15 protein-coding genes and 3 pseudogenes are annotated in these 18106 nt (G+C 64.7%); 5 read left to right on the forward strand and 13 right to left on the reverse strand.

Annotated elements, in window-relative coordinates; translation table 11 throughout:
* The first annotated feature begins 25 nt into the window (after window positions 1–25).
* Complete coding sequence (locus E0H92_RS27625) at window positions 26–1573, forward strand: family 20 glycosylhydrolase (RefSeq protein WP_238173631.1); 1548 nt, start codon at window positions 26–28, stop codon at window positions 1571–1573.
* A 28-nt stretch (window positions 1574–1601) separates the two neighbouring features.
* Window positions 1602–4019, forward strand: a complete 2418-nt coding sequence (locus E0H92_RS27630) for a glycoside hydrolase family 2 TIM barrel-domain containing protein (RefSeq protein ID WP_131498236.1) — start codon at window positions 1602–1604, stop codon at window positions 4017–4019.
* 36 nt (window positions 4020–4055) lie between these two features.
* Here the strand turns inward: E0H92_RS27630 and E0H92_RS27635 are convergent, their stop codons facing one another.
* Window positions 4056–4523, reverse strand: coding sequence for an aldehyde dehydrogenase family protein (locus E0H92_RS27635; RefSeq protein ID WP_238173632.1), 468 nt, complete (start codon window positions 4521–4523; stop codon window positions 4056–4058).
* Between the two features lie 418 nt (window positions 4524–4941).
* Here E0H92_RS27635 and E0H92_RS44760 point away from each other — a divergent pair, with 418 nt between their 5' ends.
* From E0H92_RS44760 to E0H92_RS27645, 3 genes and pseudogenes are all read left to right on the forward strand, one after another.
* The gene (locus E0H92_RS44760; RefSeq protein WP_202873845.1) at window positions 4942–5382 is read left to right on the forward strand and encodes a hypothetical protein; all 441 of its coding nucleotides are present in this window, start codon (window positions 4942–4944) and stop codon (window positions 5380–5382) included.
* A 12-nt stretch (window positions 5383–5394) separates the two neighbouring features.
* Window positions 5395–6123, forward strand: a pseudogene (locus E0H92_RS44765) (transposase); the annotation flags it as partial.
* A gap of 376 nt (window positions 6124–6499) precedes the next feature.
* On the forward strand, window positions 6500–7246 hold the full coding sequence (locus E0H92_RS27645; RefSeq protein ID WP_131498237.1) for a TetR/AcrR family transcriptional regulator: 747 nt from the start codon (window positions 6500–6502) through the stop codon (window positions 7244–7246).
* Window positions 7247–7332: 86 nt separating this feature from the next.
* Here E0H92_RS27645 and E0H92_RS45805 read toward each other — a convergent pair whose 3' ends face one another.
* The 12 genes and pseudogenes from E0H92_RS45805 to E0H92_RS27700 all read right to left on the reverse strand — a co-directional run bounded on the left by E0H92_RS45805 (window position 7333) and on the right by E0H92_RS27700 (window position 18014).
* Window positions 7333–7671 carry an aldo/keto reductase gene (locus E0H92_RS45805; RefSeq protein WP_131498238.1) on the reverse strand — a complete coding sequence of 113 codons (339 nt, stop codon included), beginning with the start codon at window positions 7669–7671 and terminating at the stop codon, window positions 7333–7335.
* Window positions 7668–8036 (reverse strand): hypothetical protein, encoded by a 369-nt coding sequence (locus E0H92_RS44770; RefSeq protein ID WP_202873847.1) that lies wholly within the window; start codon window positions 8034–8036, stop codon window positions 7668–7670. The genes E0H92_RS45805 and E0H92_RS44770 overlap by 4 nt, the downstream gene beginning before the upstream one ends.
* Before the next feature lie 148 nt (window positions 8037–8184).
* Window positions 8185–8382, reverse strand: coding sequence for a hypothetical protein (locus tag E0H92_RS44775; protein ID WP_202873848.1), 198 nt, complete (start codon window positions 8380–8382; stop codon window positions 8185–8187).
* 13 nt (window positions 8383–8395) lie between these two features.
* The gene (locus tag E0H92_RS45575) at window positions 8396–9031 is read right to left on the reverse strand and encodes a transposase (protein ID WP_338068876.1); all 636 of its coding nucleotides are present in this window, start codon (window positions 9029–9031) and stop codon (window positions 8396–8398) included.
* A pseudogene (locus E0H92_RS45810) lies at window positions 8944–9132 on the reverse strand (transposase); the annotation flags it as partial. The pseudogene E0H92_RS45810 and the gene E0H92_RS45575, both read right to left, overlap by 88 nt.
* A gap of 124 nt (window positions 9133–9256) precedes the next feature.
* A complete protein-coding gene (locus tag E0H92_RS27670) occupies window positions 9257–10285 on the reverse strand; it encodes a 6-phosphofructokinase (RefSeq protein ID WP_131498241.1) in 1029 nt (342 codons plus the stop codon).
* Between the two features lie 92 nt (window positions 10286–10377).
* Window positions 10378–11352 carry a transketolase family protein gene (locus E0H92_RS27675; protein ID WP_202873849.1) on the reverse strand — a complete coding sequence of 325 codons (975 nt, stop codon included), beginning with the start codon at window positions 11350–11352 and terminating at the stop codon, window positions 10378–10380.
* Window positions 11337–12209 (reverse strand): transketolase, encoded by an 873-nt coding sequence (locus tag E0H92_RS27680; RefSeq protein ID WP_131498242.1) that lies wholly within the window; start codon window positions 12207–12209, stop codon window positions 11337–11339. Before E0H92_RS27680 ends, E0H92_RS27675 begins: the two co-directional genes overlap by 16 nt.
* Window positions 12209–13240 carry a zinc-dependent alcohol dehydrogenase gene (locus E0H92_RS27685; protein WP_165550050.1) on the reverse strand — a complete coding sequence of 344 codons (1032 nt, stop codon included), beginning with the start codon at window positions 13238–13240 and terminating at the stop codon, window positions 12209–12211. Before E0H92_RS27685 ends, E0H92_RS27680 begins: the two co-directional genes overlap by 1 nt.
* A gap of 782 nt (window positions 13241–14022) precedes the next feature.
* Window positions 14023–15082: pseudogene (locus E0H92_RS27690) on the reverse strand (IS630 family transposase).
* A 434-nt stretch (window positions 15083–15516) separates the two neighbouring features.
* Window positions 15517–16668 (reverse strand): epoxide hydrolase family protein, encoded by a 1152-nt coding sequence (locus tag E0H92_RS27695; RefSeq protein WP_131498244.1) that lies wholly within the window; start codon window positions 16666–16668, stop codon window positions 15517–15519.
* On the reverse strand, window positions 16665–18014 hold the full coding sequence (locus E0H92_RS27700; RefSeq protein WP_131498245.1) for an NAD(P)/FAD-dependent oxidoreductase: 1350 nt from the start codon (window positions 18012–18014) through the stop codon (window positions 16665–16667). Before E0H92_RS27700 ends, E0H92_RS27695 begins: the two co-directional genes overlap by 4 nt.
* Window positions 18015–18106 lie beyond the last annotated feature (92 nt).

Raw genomic sequence — 18106 nt, forward strand, 5'->3', positions numbered from 1 at the left:
GTGGGCAATGGGCATTCTTGCAGGGATGCTCACCGCAACCGTGGGACTTAGTCCTGCAGCAGTGTCGTCCACTGCAGGGTCACCGCCGACGCAGCCTGTGACGATTCCGGCGCTGCAATCCTGGACCGCCGGAACGGGACAGTTCACGTTCACAGACAAGAGCCGGGTGCTTGTCAGACAGGGCGACGTACTCAAGCTCAAGCCGGTCGCCGATCTCCTCGCGTCCGAGCTCGGGAGCCAATTCGGCTTCAACGTCAAGGTCGCGGCCAACGGCGACAGGCCCGGCCCAGGCGACATCGTCCTAGGACTGGGGGAGGGTGTCGGTGATCAGGGCTACGAGCTGGCCGTCGGCAAGAGTGCCGTTGTCACCGCGGGCACAGAGGACGGCGCCTTCAACGGCACCCGCACGATCCTGCAACTGCTGAAGAACGGGAACAAGATCCCCGCCGGCACCGCTCGCGACTGGCCGACCTATCCCGAGCGCGGCGTCATGATCGACCTCGGGCGTATGTACTTCTCGTTGGACTGGCTCAAGGCCCGCGTCCGTGACATGGCCTACCTCAAGCTCAACACACTTCAGCTCCATCTGAGCGACGACGAGGGCTGGCGAGTCGAGAGCAGTCTGGGGCTGCAGTCCGCGCAGTACCTCACGAAGAATGAGATCCGAAGCCTGGTTGCCTACGCGGCGACGTACCACATCGCGGTGATTCCTGAGATCGACATGCCCGCGCACCTCGGGGTGCTGCTGCGGAAATACCCGGAGTACCGGCTCGTCGACAAGGACGGCAACGTCTCGCCGACCAAGATCGACTTCACGATCCCGGCGGCACGCGATCTCCTGAAGAGGATCCTCGCGGAGTACCTGCCCCTGTTCCCCGGCAAGTACTGGCACTTGGGTCAAGACGAGTACCTGGCCAACAGCCAGTTCGCGAACTTCCCGCAGCTGGAGCAGTACGCCAAGGCAACCGTCGGACCCGACGCCACCGCGAAGGACTCCGTGATTCAGTTCGCGAACGAAATGAACACGTTCGTCCGTAGCAAGGGCAAGATCGGACGTGTCTGGAACGACAATGTGGGTCCTGGCACCACGATCGAGACCGACAAGAACGTCGTCGTACAGTACTGGACCGATTCCGACAGCGAGGACTTCTTCGGCCCGAACGGGCCGTACACGCCGCAGACGCTGCTCGACAAGGGCTACCAGATCGTCAACGACAGTCTGCTGCCCACCTATGCCTACCCATCGGGCGGTCGGACGCCGCAGATCCACGTCAACTACCTGTATGACTCGTGGTCTGTCGAGCAGTTCTACGGCTACCTGTACCGGGAGCAGAACGGCACCTATGTCAAGTACGTGCCGGTGAAGACGGTGGCGGTCGGTGCCCCCGGACACCGCGGTTCCATGCTGAACGTCTGGAACAGCGGCGGTATCTGGACCGCGGACGAGGCCGCTGCCGACATCTACCCGCGGATGCGGATCATGGCGCAGAAGACGTGGAACTCCCCACAGCCCGCGCCTGACTATGCAGGATTCCAGTCGATCATCGATCAGGTCGGGTCGCCTGACAACTGAGTGAACAGCTCCGACCAGAGGAGATCCGATGAAGCGCCTCCCCTTCAATGATGGCTGGCAGTTCCGGCAGAAGGTGAACCCCTTCGACGAGCTGAGCGGCGCGGTGCCGCCGTACGTCGATGTCTTCGTCCCGCACGACGCGATGATCGAGCGCGAACGCGATCCGCAGGGGGACAGAGCGGCGGCCTACTTTCCTGGGGGCACTTACGAGTACCGCAAGACGTTCGACGTTCCGGAAGAGTTCGAGGGCAAGCGGATCGTGCTCGAGTTCGAGGGCGTCTACCGGGACGCGGCCGTGTACCTCAACGGCGACTTCGCCGGACATCGCCCGTACGGGTACTCCTTGTTCACCATCGAGGCCGACGAGTTCCTGCGGCCCGGTGAGGAGAACGTCATCCGGGTGGAATGCCGCAACGGACAGGACTCCCGTTGGTACACAGGGGCCGGCATCTACCGGGACGTCTGGCTCCACATCGGCTCGCAGATCCACATTCCCGCCCATGGTCTGCGCGCGAGCGCACCGGACATCGACGACGTCGGCGCCCTCGTGGAAGTCGCGGTACAGGTCGCAAACACAAGCAACCGCCGGACAACTGTGGATGTCGCCGTCAGCGTCGTCAATCCGGGTGGAGCCGAAGTCGCAGCGGGTGTGGTGCCCGTCACGGTGTCTCCCAACGGCACCTCGCTCAGCAGGCAACGACTCTACATCCGCGCACCCGAACGCTGGAGCGCCGAGAGTCCGGTGCTCTACACAGCCGAGGCCCGGATCATCCGCGATGGAACGACGCTGGACGAGACGGCGGCGACGTTCGGCATCCGACGAATCCAGGTCGACCCGGTCAACGGGCTCCGCGTCAACGGCGAAACCGTCAAGCTTCGCGGTGCCTGCATCCACCACGACAACGGCATTCTCGGAGCCGCCACGATCCCTGCGGCGGACGAGCGACGTGTCCGGCTTCTCAAGCAGGCGGGCTTCAACGCACTACGTTCAGCACACAACCCGATGAGCGTCGCACTGCTGGAGGCTTGCGACCGTCTCGGGATGTTCGTCATCGACGAGACCTTCGACATGTGGACCGCACCCAAGATGGACCACGACTACTCCCTGGTCTTCCCCGAGTGGTGGGAGCGGGACGTTGAGGCGCTGATCGCGAAGGACTACAACCATCCCAGCGTGCTCATGTACTCGATAGGCAACGAGGTAACCGAGACCGGGACGCCCGCCGGAGGCCTGATCGGACGCGCACTGGCCGAGAAGGTGCGTTCGCTGGACCCGACGCGTTTCGTGACGAACGCCGTCAACGGGCTGCTCGCAGTGATGGACGACGCGAAGAAGATCGCTGCACAGCGTGGAGGCGACGCCGACGACGGCACCGGTATCAACACGCTGATGGCCGGTCCGATCGAGATCATGAACGAGATCAGTGCGTCACCGCTTGTCACCGAGAAAACTGCAGAGTCCTTCGGCCTACTCGACATCGCAGGTATGAACTACGTCGATTCGCGGTACGCCTTGGACAACGAACTGTTCCCCAACCGAATCATCGTTGGGACGGAGACCTTCCCGACGACCATTGACCGCACCTGGGCCCTTGTGACCGAACACGCACACGTGATCGGCGACTTCACCTGGACGGGCTTCGACTATCTGGGCGAGGTGGGCCTCGGGCGTGCTCAGTACCTGGCTGAGGGCGAGCCGGCATCCGAGGCTCCCTACCCGTGGATCGCGGGCTGGTGCGGTGACCTCGACCTGATCGGCGGGCGTCGGCCAGCCTCCTACTACCGCGAGATCGTCTTCGGTCTACGCCGCGAGCCCTATGTCGCCGTACGGCGTCCGGGCGAAGATGGCAAGCTTGTCTCGACCGGGCCGTGGGCGTGGAGCGACTCCATCGGCAGTTGGACGTGGACCGGTCACGAGGGCCGGTCGCTCGGCGTCGAGGTGTACAGCGATGCGGAGCAGGTTGAGCTAGCGGTGAACGGTAGGGTCATCGGCTCTGCGCCAGCCGGCAGGGCGAACCGCTACACAGCGGTCTTCGATGTCCCCTTCGAGTCTGGCACGCTGACGGCAACGAGCATCAGAGACGGTGATCGGGCGGAGTCATTCAGCCTCGCCACGGCTACTGGACAGCTGCGGTTGGCGATTCGGGTCGAGGACGCCGGAATCACGGATCAGTACCGATTCGCACGACTTGCGGTGGTGGACTCGGATGGGACCGTTTTCACAGATGCGGATCGCCAGGTGGAGGTCGAGGTGATCGGCTCCGCGGAGCTTGTGGCGCTGGGAACTGGGAACCCTGCTCCTCCCGAGACTTATGGAGCTGCACGGCATACGACCTTTGACGGACGGGCCCTCGTGATCATCCGACGTACCGGCTCGGGAGAGGTCGTCATCCGGGTCTCGGCGGAGGGCTGCGATCCGGCCGTGGTCAGTCTCCAGGGCGCTTGAGTTATGCATAATCGGCGATCTCGACGAGGCAGTTGCCTACCACAACGAGGGCACTGCCTGAGCTCCTGGACCAACCGGGATGAGCGGCTGTGGACGGTCCACGCGCAGTTGATCCTCGAAGTTGGACATGAAGTGTTTGATGCGGGTGTAGTCCTGGAGGCCGTACATCGAGAGGTCTTTGCCGTAGCCGGAGTGTTTGAAGCCGCCGTGGGGCATCTCGGCGACGATCGGCATGTGGGTGTTGATCCAGACACAGCCGAAGTCGATGCGACGCGATGTCCGCATCGCCCGGGCGTGGTCGCGGTTGAAGACCGATGAGGCGAGGCCGTACTCGATGTCGTTGGCCCAGCGAAGCGCTTCGTCTTCGTCCGTGAACCGTTGGACGGTGATGACCGGGCCGAAGGTTTCCTGCTGGATCACGGCGTCGTTCTGGTGAAGGCCGAATACGACGGTCGGTGCGTAGAAGTAGCCGCGGTCGCCTACCGCGGCGCCACCGGTGTGGATCGTCGCGTGGTCCCCGGAGTTACGGCGGGTTTTGGGTGGGTTCTTCGTGTGTGACCAGCAGCAATGGGTAGCGGTTGGTCTGGGAACGTAGCCAAGATATTGGCGTGTCGGTTTTCCATGGTCGTCATTGGTACCGTTTTGCGGCTGCCATGGCGAGACACGCTAGTGCGATGCCTGTAGCCAAGGTGTCGAAGAAGTATGTGACTCGGTCCGGGCCTCGGGAATCGGTGTCCTACCTGCTGTGCCGCACCTGCCGCGATGCCGGGAAAGTCAAGCATGAGACGCTGGCGAACCTGTCGCCGCTGCCGCCCGCGGCGATCGAGGCGGTGCGGGCCTCGCTGGCCGGTGAGGCGCTGGTCGTCGCCGGCCAGGGCGTGGAGGTGACCCGTTCGGTCCCGCGCGGTCATATCGCGGCGGTGTGGGCCCAGACCGCCGCGCTGGGCTGCCCGCACTGCTGGGTCCGCCTGGGCGGCATCGGGATCTGGCGCTGGCGTTGGTCGTCTCCCGGGTGGTGCACCCGGTCTCGAAGCTGGCCACCGCGTCGTGGTGCGACGACACCTCCTTGGGCAGCGACCTCGGCGTCGCCGGTGCGTCGACCGATGAGGTGTACGCGGCGATGGACAGGCCGGTGGGCCGACAGGACTCCGTCGAGGCCAAGCTCGCCCGCCGCCACCTCGCCCCGGATGTCAACCCACCACCGGATGGCGTTGTTCGACCTGTCCTCGTCGTGGATGGAGGGCAGCCACTGCCCGCTCGCGGCGCGGGGCTATTCCGGGACGGGAAGAAGAACCGGGCCCAGATCGAGTACTGCCTGCTCACCGACCCCGCCGGCCGACCGGTCGCGATCAAGGTCTTCTAGGGCAACACCGCCGACCCGACCGCGTTCATCGACGCCGTGCAGATCGTCCGCGAGAAGTTCAGGCTCACCCAGCTGGTGATGGACGGCGACCGGGGCATGATCACCTCGGCCCGGATCGATGCCCTGGCCGACAAGACCGACCTGGGCTGGCTGACCGCGCTCCGTGCCCCCGCGATCAAGGCGCTCGCCGCCACCGGTGGGCCGCTGCAGCCGACCCTGTTCGACACCCAAGACCCTCGCCGAGATCAGCCACCCCGACTACCCCGGCGAGCGCCTCGTCGCGTGCCGCAACCCGTTCCTCGCCGACGAGCAGGCCCGCAAACGCACCGAACTGCTCACCGCCACCGAGAACACCCTCGCCCGGTCATCGCAGCGGTCACCGCCGGACGGCTGACCGGTTCCGACCAGATCGGTCTCAAGGTCGGCCCCCTGATCAACAAGTACAAGATGGCCAAACACCTCGAGGTGACCATCACCGACACCAGCCTCGCAGTCACCCGCAAGACCGGCCGGATCGAGGCCGAGGCGGCCCTGGACGGCGTCAACGTCATCCGCACCACCGTGCCCGCCGACACCCTCGATGCGGCGGTGTGGTCGGCGCCTACAAGAACCTCGCACGTCGAACGCGACTTCCGCAACATCAAGGTCGACGACCTCGACCTGCGCCCGATCTACCACCGCCTCGAAGACCGGGTCCGGGCCCACATGTTCATCGCGATGCTCGCCGCCTACCTGACCTAGCACCTGCGCAAAACCCTGTCCCATTGACAGTTACCGACGAGCACCCGCCCGCACACACCGACCCCGTCGCCCCCGCGACCCGCTCCGCCGAAGCGACCCGCAAAGCCTCCCGCCGCACAGACCACACCGGCCAGCCGGTCCGATCCTTCCGAACCCTGCTCGACCACCTCGCCACCCTGACCCGCAACGACATCCAATACGGCACCGACGGGCCGATCGTGCCCACGCTCGCCGTCCCCACCCCGACCCAACGACGCGCCTTCGAACTCCTCCACACCCATCCCACTCAACCTGAAGTAGCCAGAACCCCACCCCCGAAAAACAACAAACCCCCTGCTCAGCAGGGGGTAGCTTTAGGGGGCGCTAGCATTGGTGCATGGACAAGCAACGACTGCGCAAACCCGCCAAGGGCGAGCCCACGTCGCGGCGGCGCGGGCGCCCGACAGCGACAACCCCGCTCGAGATCCAGCGGGTAGCAGTCCGCCTCTTTGATACTCGCGGTTACACACAGACATCCATCGACGACATCGCCGAGTCAGCAGGCATAGGTCGCACGTCATATTTTCGGTACTTCCGCTCGAAATCGAGCGTTGTCTGGTATGACTTCCGGGCCGCCCGAGAACGACTAAGACCTGCGCTAGCGCAGGCTCACCCTGATGACGACCCGATGGACGTTGTTCGGGCAGCGTTGGTCGACAGCATCGTCTATACCGAAGACGATGTGGAGTTCTTACGCACCCGTGACCATCTACTGGAGAACAATGTCGAACTGTTCAAGGAAGCGGCAGCGCACTCGTTGGGTACGGCGCAGGTACTAGCCGACTACCTTCGCTCACGTTTCACGCGCGGCGACACTCTCATCCTGCCCGAAGCCATCGGATACTCCTTCGTCGGAGCTCTGGCCGCAGCGATCCACTTATGGGTGACTGACCCTAGGTTGGATCTCCACGGGCTACTCAAGGCGGCGGTGCAGACTGTCGAGGTTCATGGAGGCCGCCCCGTTGCCTTGCTCAATCAAGCCGCCGATGCTGGCGTCCGGCAACTCGGACCGATGGTCGTGCCAACGGCGATCATCGACGGGTCCGTCCAGCTCAATGGTGCAGCGCTGGAGGAGATGGCGTAGGCCAGGGGCGCTAGGGGTGACGGGTGTCTGGATCCAGCCTGAGTCGGACTCCCCTGTCAAGCCCATCAATGAGATGAACGTCCTCATCACGACAGACTGAAGTCGCCAACTGCGAAGTTTTCCCGAATTCGGGCGTCACCGCTCGACTTTGGAATCACGATCCGGCCATGTTGGCGATGCCAGCTCAAGACGATCCGTACAGGACTCCTGCCATGATGAGTTGCGATCTCTGCAGTAGCCGGATCGGACAAGGGAGATTCGGTCGGTTGCTCGGATCCCCAGGAATGGATGCCGCCCAGCGGTGACCATGCCTCTGTCACGATCCCGCGCGCCGAGTTCACCGCGGTCATCGAGTTCTGTGTGAAGTACGGATGCAGCTCGATTTGATTGACGGCAGGGGATCGAGGTGATCTCAACAAGATCATGTGAGGTGGCCGTGTTCGATCTGCGTGAGAACGAGCGCGGCTTTGACGGTCTTGCCAATTTTCGGGGTCTGGCGGTGATGTGGTTCAGGGTGCGCCAGCGCCCGGTGAGCACGGCGAAGCCGCGTTCTCCTGGGGCGTGTAGCCCGCGCAGCAGTGCGTTGTAAGTGCGGTTGTCGGCGTGGAGTTTCCGTCCGTCGGTGGGTTGTTTGATCGGGGGTGTGCATGCCGATGCCGGCGCCGTCGTAGCCGCCGTCGGCCAGTCTGGGCAGATCGAGCCGGGACGCCGCCCAATGCAGGGCGCCGAGGACGTGTTCGCGGGCGGCGGTCAGGTCGTGGGTGGAGCCGGGTTCGACGTTGGCGACCACAATGGGAACCCACCGGGTGCCGACAGGGCTTGGATGTTGCTGCCGTGCTCCTGGGCGTTGCCGGAGTACCACAGGTCGATCAGCCCTTGGTGCTGACGGTCTTCTCGCCGTACCTGTCGGCGGAGAACACTTTCCCGTCGAGGATTATCTAGGCCAGGCCCTCCTCTTTGGCACGCAGCAGCGCCTCGTGCAGGTCCGGCGCCTGCGCAGCCAGTACCTCGATCACCTGGTCCACGTAGCGGTAGGCCGTCGCCCGTGAGACGCCGTGATCGCGGCCCAGCGTGGTGATATCGGCGCCCTGGCGAAACCACCGCAGCCCTAGCACGGCCTGCCGAAAGCAGGCCAACGCCCGGGCGACCTTATTGCATCCGGCTAAGCGATGAGACGGTCGAGGTGGTCGGCGGTGAAGTTCGAAACCCCGATGCTGCCACGCTGTGTACGCCGGGCAGCAGCGCACCAGGATCCTCGCCGCGGGCGCGAGCGGCCCGTTGGCTGCGGCGGTCGTGGAGGTAGCCCAGCCTGTCGATGCCGGCATAGCCTTGCCACCCGTCGGTGATGAGCGTCGATCCCGGCTCGACGTGCTCGGTGACGAATGGCTGCAGCGTGGCGGCGGAGGTGTCGGTCAGGATCTTCATGCGGCAACGCCCGTATCCACGGGGGTTCTGTGAGCTCGCCCGCCACGCCGACCAGGGCTTTCTTGCCTCTGGCCCGCCCGCCGCGCAGCCGGTGCAGCATCGCCCACGCGGTCCGGTACGAGCCGATCTCCAGGGCCCCGCAGCAGACTCTGCGCGGAGACGCCATCCTTCTGCGCGGCGAACATCCAGCACGCGGTGCACCACACCGTCAGCGGCGTCCGGCGACGGTCGAACAACGTGCCTGCCGTCACCGAGGTTCGAGCGCCACACGCCCCACACTTGTAGCGGCCGTCTGCTGTCGCCCACCCGCCCGGCGAACCACAGCGCGGACAGACGAACCCGTCCGGCCACCGCAGCCACGCCAGGTGGTCCAGGCAATCCTCATCCGTGCGGAACCAGGACTGGAGCTCCCCGACCGACCTGGGGTAGTGCACGCCAGCCCGCAACCGGGGCACAGTCACATCACGAGGCTAACCCAGCTAGTCCGGTCGGATGGATACCCCATGATGCGATATGTCGTCGTCATGCGTTCCTCCCTTGCTGCGTCGCGGCCCCGCCGTTAGCGGGTGACGCGTAACTGCCGAGTCAGCCGAATAGCCTCTCGGCTTCTTCGTACCGCGCAGCCGGTACTCGTTGTAGCTCGGCGATCGCCTCCGCGATCGGGACCGAGACGATGTCCAGTCCTCGGACGGCCACCATCGATCCCCAGCCGCGGGCGTGGACGTTTGCCACGGCCGCCATCCCAAGTCGGGTCGCGAGGACTCGGTCACGAGCTGTGGGCGCGCCTCCGCGCTGCAGGTGGCCAAGCGCGACCGCCCGCGACTCCACCCCGGTCCTGCGTTCGATCTGCGCGGCGATGATGTCACCGATTCCGCCGAGGCGAGGACGGTCGAAAGCGTCGAGTCCCTTGTGGGAATGGGGCTCCTCCATGCTGTCGAGCGTGAATCCTTCGGATACGACCACAACGGGCGCGCGGCCGCGGCGACGCACGCTTTCGACCCACCCGCACACGTCATCGAGCGATCGTTGCTGCGAGGGGATGAGGATTCCGTGCGCGCCGCCCGCGATGCCGGAGTACAGGGCAATCCATCCAACGTGACGGCCCATGACCTCGAGGACCATGCAGCGTTTGTGCGACTCGGCAGTCGTGCGGAGCCGGTCGATCGCGTCCGTGGCGATCTCCACGGCCGTGTCGAAGCCGAACGAGTAGTCCGTCCCGGAGATGTCGTTGTCGATCGTTTTGGGCACGCCGACGATCGGCAGTCCTTTGTCGGTCAAGCGGCTCGCGGCCGTCAGCGTCCCTTCCCCTCCGATGGCGATCACCGCGTCGACACCGAGCCGCTTGAGTGTGTTTCTGATGTTCGCCGCGCCCCCGTGCGGACCGTCGAACGGGTTGGTGCGGGAGCTGCCCAGGATGGTGCCGCCCTGACGGGACAGGCCGCGAACGTCGTGCCGGCCTAGCGGAATCACGTCCTGCTCGACCAGCCCGCGCCACCCGTCCCGGAATCCCACGAACTCGTCGCCGTGGTTGATGATGCCTTCCAGCACGGATGCTCTGATGACGGCATTGAGACCGGGGCAGTCGCCGCCGGATGTCAGCAACCCGATCCGCATGAGTACTCCAAGCTCGGGGCGATGAGGGCACAGTTGAATGAGGCGCCGCCGCGAAACTGGGGTCCTGCGGCACCCCGTGGCACGAGTCCGAGTCAGCGGCGCCGTGCTGGCAAGATCAGGTCACGCACGGTCGCGACGATCCCGGCAGCGTCGTACCCGTAGTGGCGGTAGAGCTCGTCGGGCACCCCGACCTCCGCGAAGACATCCGGCACGCCGAGCCGGCGAACTCGTGCCCCCAGTCCCTCCTCGGCGACGACTTCGGCGACGGCGGAACCGAGCCCGCCGGTGACGAAGTGGTCTTCGACGGTGACGATGGTTCCCGTCTCCCGTGCTGCGGCGATGATCGCGTCCCGATCGAGGGGCTTCACAGTGTGAAAGTCCAGAACCCGCGCGGAGACGCCTTCCGATGCCAGCTGTTCGTGTGCCTGGATGGCGTCCTTCATCATGGTGCCGCAGGCGACGATGGAGACGTCGGTGCCTTCACGGGCGACGATCGCTTTTCCGATCTCGATCTTTTGGTCCTCGCCGTAGAGCACCGGGTCTTCGCCGCGGCCGACGCGGATGTACACCGGTCCGGGCAGCCCGATCGCAAGCTCGATGAACTCCGACACTTGCAGCGGATCGCTGGGGGCCAGCACGGTCATGTTGGGAATGGTCCGCATGACCGCGATGTCTTCGTTGCCCTGGTGCGTCGGGCCCATGATGCCGGCCGTCAGCCCGCTGGTCGTCGCGAGGATCTTCACCGGAAGGTCGACGTAGCCGATGTCGCTTCTGACCTGTTCGTGTGCGCGCATCGACGCGAACGCCGCGAACGTCGAGGCGACCGGGATCTTTCCTTCGAGCGCGAGCCCCGCGGCGACCCCCATCAGGTTCTGTTCGGCGATGCCCACGTTGAAGAACCGGTCCGGGAACCGGTCGCGGAAATCGAGCAGCTTGTTGGACTTGGCCAAGTCGGCCGTGACCACGACGATACGCTCGTCCGTTTCCCCGAGTTCGGTCAATTTGCGACCGTAGACATCCCGGGGGTTGAGCTTCAGCATGTCCTCGACATTCAGTGAACCAGCCATGCGTCATTCCTTTCTGCCTCGCGCTTCTCGTCCAGTTGCTTCAGGCACGCCTCGTACATTTCGTCGTCGAGGATGCCGGCGTGCCAGGCGATCTTGTCTTCCATGAAATCGATGCCTTTGCCCTTGACGGTCTTCGCGACGATGGCGGTGGGACGGTCGGCGGCGACCGGAGGCAGGTTGTCGAGGGCGTCGATCAGGGCAGCCACGTCGTGTCCGTCCAGCTCGATCACGTTCCAGCCGAAGGCGGCGAATTTCTCGTCGAGAGGGTTGATCTTCATGACGTCGTCGAGGTGCCCGTCGAGGGACAGTTCGTTCTTGTCGACGATGGCGACGAGGTTGCCGAGTTTGAACTGCGGGGCGGCCATGACCGCCTCCCAGACCGACCCCTCGTTCATCTCCCCGTCTCCGAGTACGGTGACCACTCGATGCGTGCCCCCGTCGAGCCTGCCGCCCAGCGCCATGCCCACGGCGACGGCGAGGCCGTGTCCGAGCGATCCGGTCGACGTCTCGACACCGGGAGCGTGGGCCTTGCAGGGATGCATTCCGAAGTCCGTTCCCAGCTTCCCGTAGGTGCCGAAGACGTCCTCGATGTCGAAGTACCCCTTGCGCGCCAGGGAGAAATACAGCGTGCCGGCGCCGTGGCCCTTGCTGAGAATGAACCGGTCACGATCCGGCCACTCGGGTTTGCCTGCATCGATCCGCAGAAAGTGCTGAAACAGCACCGTCATGATCTCCGACAGCGAGAAGTCGCCGCCGACATGTACGGGACCGCCCGCGTTACGCGCCAGGCGCAGCACATCCTTGCGCATCTGAAGCGCCAGGTCCTTCAGACGCTCGACCTCTTCACGATCAGCCATCACTTTGCCTCCTTCTTGCTGGGATCGACCAGGACCTTCCCAAAATCGTTTGGCTGGAGCAGCCGGTGGGCGAACTCGCCTGCGCTCCCGAAATCGACCACATGGGTCACGAGCTTCTCGGCATCGAAATCGCCCCGGGCCAGAATGCGCAGCGTGTGCTGGAAGCCTGCGACTGTGGAAAACTGGGGGAACTGGACGACGGGCTCCTTGATCATGGCCGGGATGCGCTGAAACACCTCGTCCGCGCTGTGCATACCGGCGAGGACGATCCGGCCGTGAGGGGCGACTAGGTCGATCGCGGACGCGAGCATGCCGGGCCGGCCCGCCGCCTCGATCACGACGCTCGGCAACCCGCCGAAAAGCGCCTGCGCGCTCGCCGCAAGCGTCTCATTCAGCGGGTCGACGACCGCCGTCGCTCCGAACTCGAGCGCCAGGCGCCGGCGCGAAGCAACCGGGTCGCTGACGAGAATGCGGCCAACGCCCTGCTGACGCAGCCAGATCGCGATCGCGATCCCGATCGGGCCCGCGCCGAAGACGACCACGTCATCGCCTGGCACCAGGTTGGAGGCTTCCACGGCCCGCAAGCCGACCGCGAGGGGTTCCGTGACCGCGGCCGCACGAGGGCTCACCCCCTCCGGCACCCGGACAGTGAACAGGGCCTGGACGATGACGTACTCGGCGAACGCGCCTCCGCTGGGCGCGCCAATCACGGAGAACTGTGCACAGTGCGACGGTTCGCCGGAAACACACCAGACGCAGTGACCGCACCCGAGAGCCGGCACCGCGGTGACACGCTCTCCCGTCGAGAACTGGTCGACGCCGGGTCCCAGAGCGTCGATGATGCCGACGAACTCATGGCCGAACGTCGCCCCGGACGTCGGGAACTCCGCCAGCATGTGAAGGTCGCTGCCGCAGATCCCGCAATACTCGACCTTGACCCGGAGCTGCCCGGGACCTGGGTCGGGCACGGGTTGTTCCGCCACCGCAAAGGAGTGCCTGTCCGCCACGACTTCCAGAGCGCGCATTGTCATCGATCTCGCCTTTCTCGACGCCGACCGACGGAAGATGTAGCGGCGAACGGGCCCTGGGGGCGCGCTTGCACACGTCATCTTCGTCGTCCGAACCGTTCTTCGTTGAACCAGTTTTCGGTACTCCGTGCCGAAAACTGATTTGACTGTACATGCCGGCTATCCCGGCTGCAATGTCCGACATGAGGGCTTCCGCTCCGACCTTCGATCGAGATCGGGTGCCCCAATCGCTCAGGGTCTCGGGCGGACGCGGATTCGGCGAGGAGTGAGTTGATGGCCGACGGGACAGCAGCGATGTTCGCCGGGGACTGCACGGTCTCGCGCCGCCGCCGCGCTGTTTGGGCGCCCCGGGTCCGCACCATCGACCACCGACCGGGGGCGTCATCGCCTCAGACAGGACGTTCAGCACTCGTCATCTTGCGGATGCGCGACTCACCTCCGAACGCCTCGACGCCGCGCTCAAGGAGGGCCAGAACTGGACAGCGACACTCGGCCACTAGCCGAAGTCGATCCGCGCCGCACTCGCATGGCGGCATGCCGCCCGCGCCCGGTCGAGCGTGGCCCGGGCGCGGAGACTCGCTGACGGCGAACGAGCCGGTCAGGGCCCACTCGCCACACCGGGCCAGAGCGAGTCGGCCCAACCTTGTAGACGCAGGCGCACCGCTCGTGCGACTGCCATCAATGCAGGGGCCGCAATATCATCGTTCGTCGGGCCGAGCATCGCGGCGGCTTCTCCCCTCGACTGTGGTCGAGCGGAATTCAAATCCCCCGTCCGCCCGCTCCCACTAGTGTCGTGAGTCGTCAATTCGGGTGCAGTATGCGGCGAGGGTGTCGAGGATCTGGTCTGCGGTTTTGGTCCAGACGAACGGTTTGGGGTCGGCGGTCCATTCGTTGATCCATTGGCGGACGTCGGCTTCGAGTTCGGTGACGCTGCGGTGGGCGGAGCGGCGGAGTTTGCGGTTGGTGGGTTCGGCGAACCAGCGCTCGACCAGGTTGAGCCATGATGAACTGGTTGGGGTGAAGTGCAGGTGGAGCCTGGGGTGGCGGGTGAGCCACTCCTTCACCTTCGGGGTTTTGTGGGAGGCGTAGTTGTCCAGGACCAGGTGCAGGTCCAGGTCGTTCGGGACCGCGGAGTCGTCAGTTTCAGGAACCGCAGGAATTCCTGGTGCCGGTGCCGGCGGTAAAGCTGCGCGATCACCGAGCCGCTGGCCAGGTCGAACGTGGCGAACGGCTGGTGGTGCCGTGGCGTACGTAGTCGTGGGTCGTCCGCGCCGGGGTGGTGGGCATGATCGGCAGGATCGGAGCGGTCCGGTCGATCGCCTGCATCTGGGATTTCTCGTCCACCGCGAGTACCAGCGCGTTCTCGGGCGGGGACATGTAGAGCCCGACCACGTCGCGGACCTTGTCCACGAACAGCAGATCGGTCGACACCTTCCACGTCTCGATCAGGTGCGGCTTCAGCCCGAACGCCCGCCAGATCCGCGACACCGCGCTCTGCGACATCCCCGTCGCGGTCGCCATCGACCGGGTCGACCACTGCGTATCACCCTTGGGCGGCTTCGATTCCAGCGTCTTGGTGATCACCTGCTCGACATGCTCGTTACCGATCACCAGAGGTCGGCCCGGCTGCGCCTCGTCCGACAACCCGTCCAGCCGATCGGCCAAGAACCGCGAACGCCACCTCGACACCATGTTCCGCGACGCCCCGACAGCCTCAGCGACCTCACCGATCGTCCCGCCCTCAGCACACCGCAGCACGATCCTGGACCGCTGCAACGCCAACGCCTGCGACGTTTTCCGACGCCGAGTGCACCCGGCCAGCACCGACCGCTCCTCGTCGGACAAAACACCACAGGATAAACCTTCGGGCTCGGCATCACTGGAGCATACCGACTAACACCGAATTATTGACTCAGGACACTAGCGGCGTCAGAGATTTCATGTGGTATTGGTCGACGACGCTCTTCAATACGTGGGATTGAACCCCCAACGCTCTCGCGCGTCGTTTGACCGGGCAGCCGCTGACGGCGTCTATTAAATAGGGCCCATTGACCGTGCAGATCGATGCCCCTGGCTAGACAGCGATCAGAGGCCTCTAAGACCTGCGCTGGAAGAAGTCAAGTGCAGGGCGGCGCCCGCTGTTCCGGTCCGACCACGCCTCGAAACAGCGGGCAACGTAGTTGCCCAGGCGTGCGGCAATCTGCAACAGCCGGAGTGCCGAACAGTCGGCGCTTCAGTTGTGCTGACGCGCACCCGGTGACACCTCACTCAGCCTGAGATCAATACACCTTCGCGGCGGCGTTCGCGATGTCGTCAGCGAGCAGGTGCGGCACCTCCAGTGCAGGGAAGTGTCCGCCTTCACCATGCTCCGTCCATTGGACGATCTGGTTGTATTGCTCCGCAAGCTGACGGTCGCTGATCAGATAGTCGTAGGCGAATACTGACACTGCCGCCGGCGTCGTCGATACCGGGGGCGCTGGATAATCACCGCCGAACAGGTGGCTGGACTTGTAGAAGGTCACAGAGGAGCCCAAGGTGTTGTTGAGCCAGTAGATCATCGTGTTGGTGATGAGAGCCGTACGGTCGACGGTCTCGACACCTGTCTGCGACGCGGCGGTCCAGTCGTGGAAGCGTTCGGCGATCCATGAGAGCAGACCAGTCGGAGAATCGGCGAGCGCATGTCCGATCGACAGCGGCCTGGTCGTGTGCAGGAACGCGTAGGCGCTGAGATCGGTAATGTACCGATGCATCTGTATCTCGGTCTTGGTGGTCAGGTCGTCAGTCCTGCGTCCACTGACATCTGGGATGCCGCCAACGATCGAAGTCACGTGAATACCAGCGACGTGCGCCGCATCGATGAGCCCCAGGACATGTGACACCAATGCACCGATATCGCAGCCGTGGGCGACGTACCTCGAGTATCCTAGGCGCTTCATCAAAGTCGCCCACGCTGTGGCGGTCTTGACGATATCCCAGCGCTGCTTTGACGGCCCAGGAAACCCAAATCCCGGAAGGCTCGGGATCACGACATCATGGCCTCGAGTTGCCAGCAGCTCGCCGACCTCGAGGAACTCGCTGAATGATCCTGGCCACCCGTGGGAGAGCACGATCGGCAGCAAATCGCTTGCGCCGTTCTTCGCTCGCAGCCACACGAAGTGAATGTCGTCCCCGTCGATTTCCGTGAGAAACTGCGGGTACGCGTTCAACCGCGTCTCTTCCTCGCGCCAGTCATAGTCACGCTGCCAGAACCCGACGAGATCCTCGAGATGCGCCAGCGAAACTCCATCTGACCAGCTGTCCGCGTCGTCGGTCACAGCCCAACGAGTTCCCGTCAGTCGCACCGAGAGGTCCTCGAGGACGCTGTCAGCGATCGCGATCTGGAACGGGTGCACCAGTTCTTCCTGCTGTTGCAGGTCCGCGTTGACGCTCATGCGACCTCAAGTGCGGCCTCGTGCTGGAGCTGCCGCAGATTGGCAGCAACGCGAGCACTCACCGCATTGAACTCAGGGTTGCTCGCCTCGGCCAGCCCCGGAAGGACAACGCCGAGCCGCGTGCTGGGAAGCCACTCGCTCAGGAGGGGGTTCACCGACCAACGGGCCAGGAGATCGGCACGGTTCGCCCAGAAGTCGAGCGTGTCGGCGGACGTGTACGGCACGATGACCGGCTGGGCGAGTTCGTTGCGCGCCTGGTCGTCGAGATCGTCCTCGAAGTCCAACTTGGCGGCGATAGCGCCAGCGATCGGGAGCAGGCAGGTGATGACGGTCTGCACCGTGACCCGGCCTGCAGTGTAGATCGGACGCAACGGTCGGGGGCCGATGCCCTCAGACGAGCAGTCGATGTAGAGCGTGTCCGGCGACGACGGGATCCGACCGCGATCGAGTTCGGCCCATGTCGAATCGATGGCCCGCACTCGTCCGAGCCGGACCACATCGGTGATGCTGCGGAGCTGGATCATCTCTTCCGGCGATACGGTCGCGCAACGGAAGCCCTCGGGATATTCGTCCGGATACAGGCGCCCGATCATTCCGACCCCCTCTGCGAAGTCCAGGAATTCGGTGACGCTCTGAATCCCGTCCATCTTTGGAATCATCGTTGGGTCTCCCTGTTCCACCGAGGCGCGATTGAGCATCCAGACCGCACGCGACATGATCCACTGAATTCGATCGCTCGGCACGCCGCGGTCGAGCAGATACAGACAGGCATCCATCGCCGTCTTGCCAGCACCGATGACGGTGTAGCGCTCCGGGGTCTCCGCCTCCACGAGCTCGCCGACAGGGATGACCTTGGCGCTGGGGCCGACCTCGTAGTTCCGCAGGCCCATTGCGGGCACCCTGATCTGCGCGTACGTCGAGTCGACGACCCGCCGACGAGCGACGAACTCGGTGACCTCGCCGGTGAGCAGGGAGCGCGCGCGCACCGTCATCGAACCGGCCGACTCGTCCGCTACGTGACGCGGGAAGTACTGGACGCGCCCGGACGGTAGCAGGGTGTCTCGCATCACCTTCGTGAAGTAGTCGAGGATCTCGTGCCTCGAAGCCAACATGGCCTGCCACTGCCCAGAATCGCTGGGCATCGCACGCGAGTTCACACCGTAGGTGATCGACGGGGCATGGAGCCGTACGAATGGATACGAGATGTTCCAGTGGCCCCCGGGCGCGTCGTACTGGTCGATTACCACCGCGGTGTAGTTGCTATCGCTGACGACAGTGTCGGCGAAATTGATTCCCCCGGCCCCACTTCCGATGATGACGTAGTCGACGGTGATCGGACTCGGCATTGAGGTCCTCCTATCTCCGATTTCCGGTACTGGGTACCGATACGGTGACGCTAGCGTCCCGGCGGTAGGAGCACAAGACTCCGTCCGTGCTC

It is taken from the genome of Kribbella speibonae, from assembly GCF_004331375.1.
Classification (GTDB): domain Bacteria; phylum Actinomycetota; class Actinomycetes; order Propionibacteriales; family Kribbellaceae; genus Kribbella; species Kribbella sindirgiensis.

Bases quoted from the DNA above. Each gene is read 5' to 3' on its own strand.
- E0H92_RS27645 (WP_131498237.1), top strand. From the start codon at position 6,500: ATGGACAAGCAACGACTGCGCAAACCCGCCAAGGGCGAGCCCACGTCG.
- E0H92_RS27685 (WP_165550050.1), bottom strand. From the start codon at position 13,240: ATGACAATGCGCGCTCTGGAAGTCGTGGCGGACAGGCACTCCTTTGCG.
- E0H92_RS27680 (WP_131498242.1), bottom strand. From the start codon at position 12,209: ATGGCTGATCGTGAAGAGGTCGAGCGTCTGAAGGACCTGGCGCTTCAG.
- E0H92_RS27670 (WP_131498241.1), bottom strand. From the start codon at position 10,285: ATGCGGATCGGGTTGCTGACATCCGGCGGCGACTGCCCCGGTCTCAAT.
- E0H92_RS27700 (WP_131498245.1), bottom strand. From the start codon at position 18,014: ATGCCGAGTCCGATCACCGTCGACTACGTCATCATCGGAAGTGGGGCC.
- E0H92_RS27675 (WP_202873849.1), bottom strand. From the start codon at position 11,352: ATGGCTGGTTCACTGAATGTCGAGGACATGCTGAAGCTCAACCCCCGG.
- E0H92_RS27630 (WP_131498236.1), top strand. From the start codon at position 1,602: ATGAAGCGCCTCCCCTTCAATGATGGCTGGCAGTTCCGGCAGAAGGTG.
- E0H92_RS45805 (WP_131498238.1), bottom strand. From the start codon at position 7,671: ATGATCTTGTTGAGATCACCTCGATCCCCTGCCGTCAATCAAATCGAG.
- E0H92_RS27695 (WP_131498244.1), bottom strand. From the start codon at position 16,668: ATGAGCGTCAACGCGGACCTGCAACAGCAGGAAGAACTGGTGCACCCG.
- E0H92_RS27625 (WP_238173631.1), top strand. From the start codon at position 26: ATGCTCACCGCAACCGTGGGACTTAGTCCTGCAGCAGTGTCGTCCACT.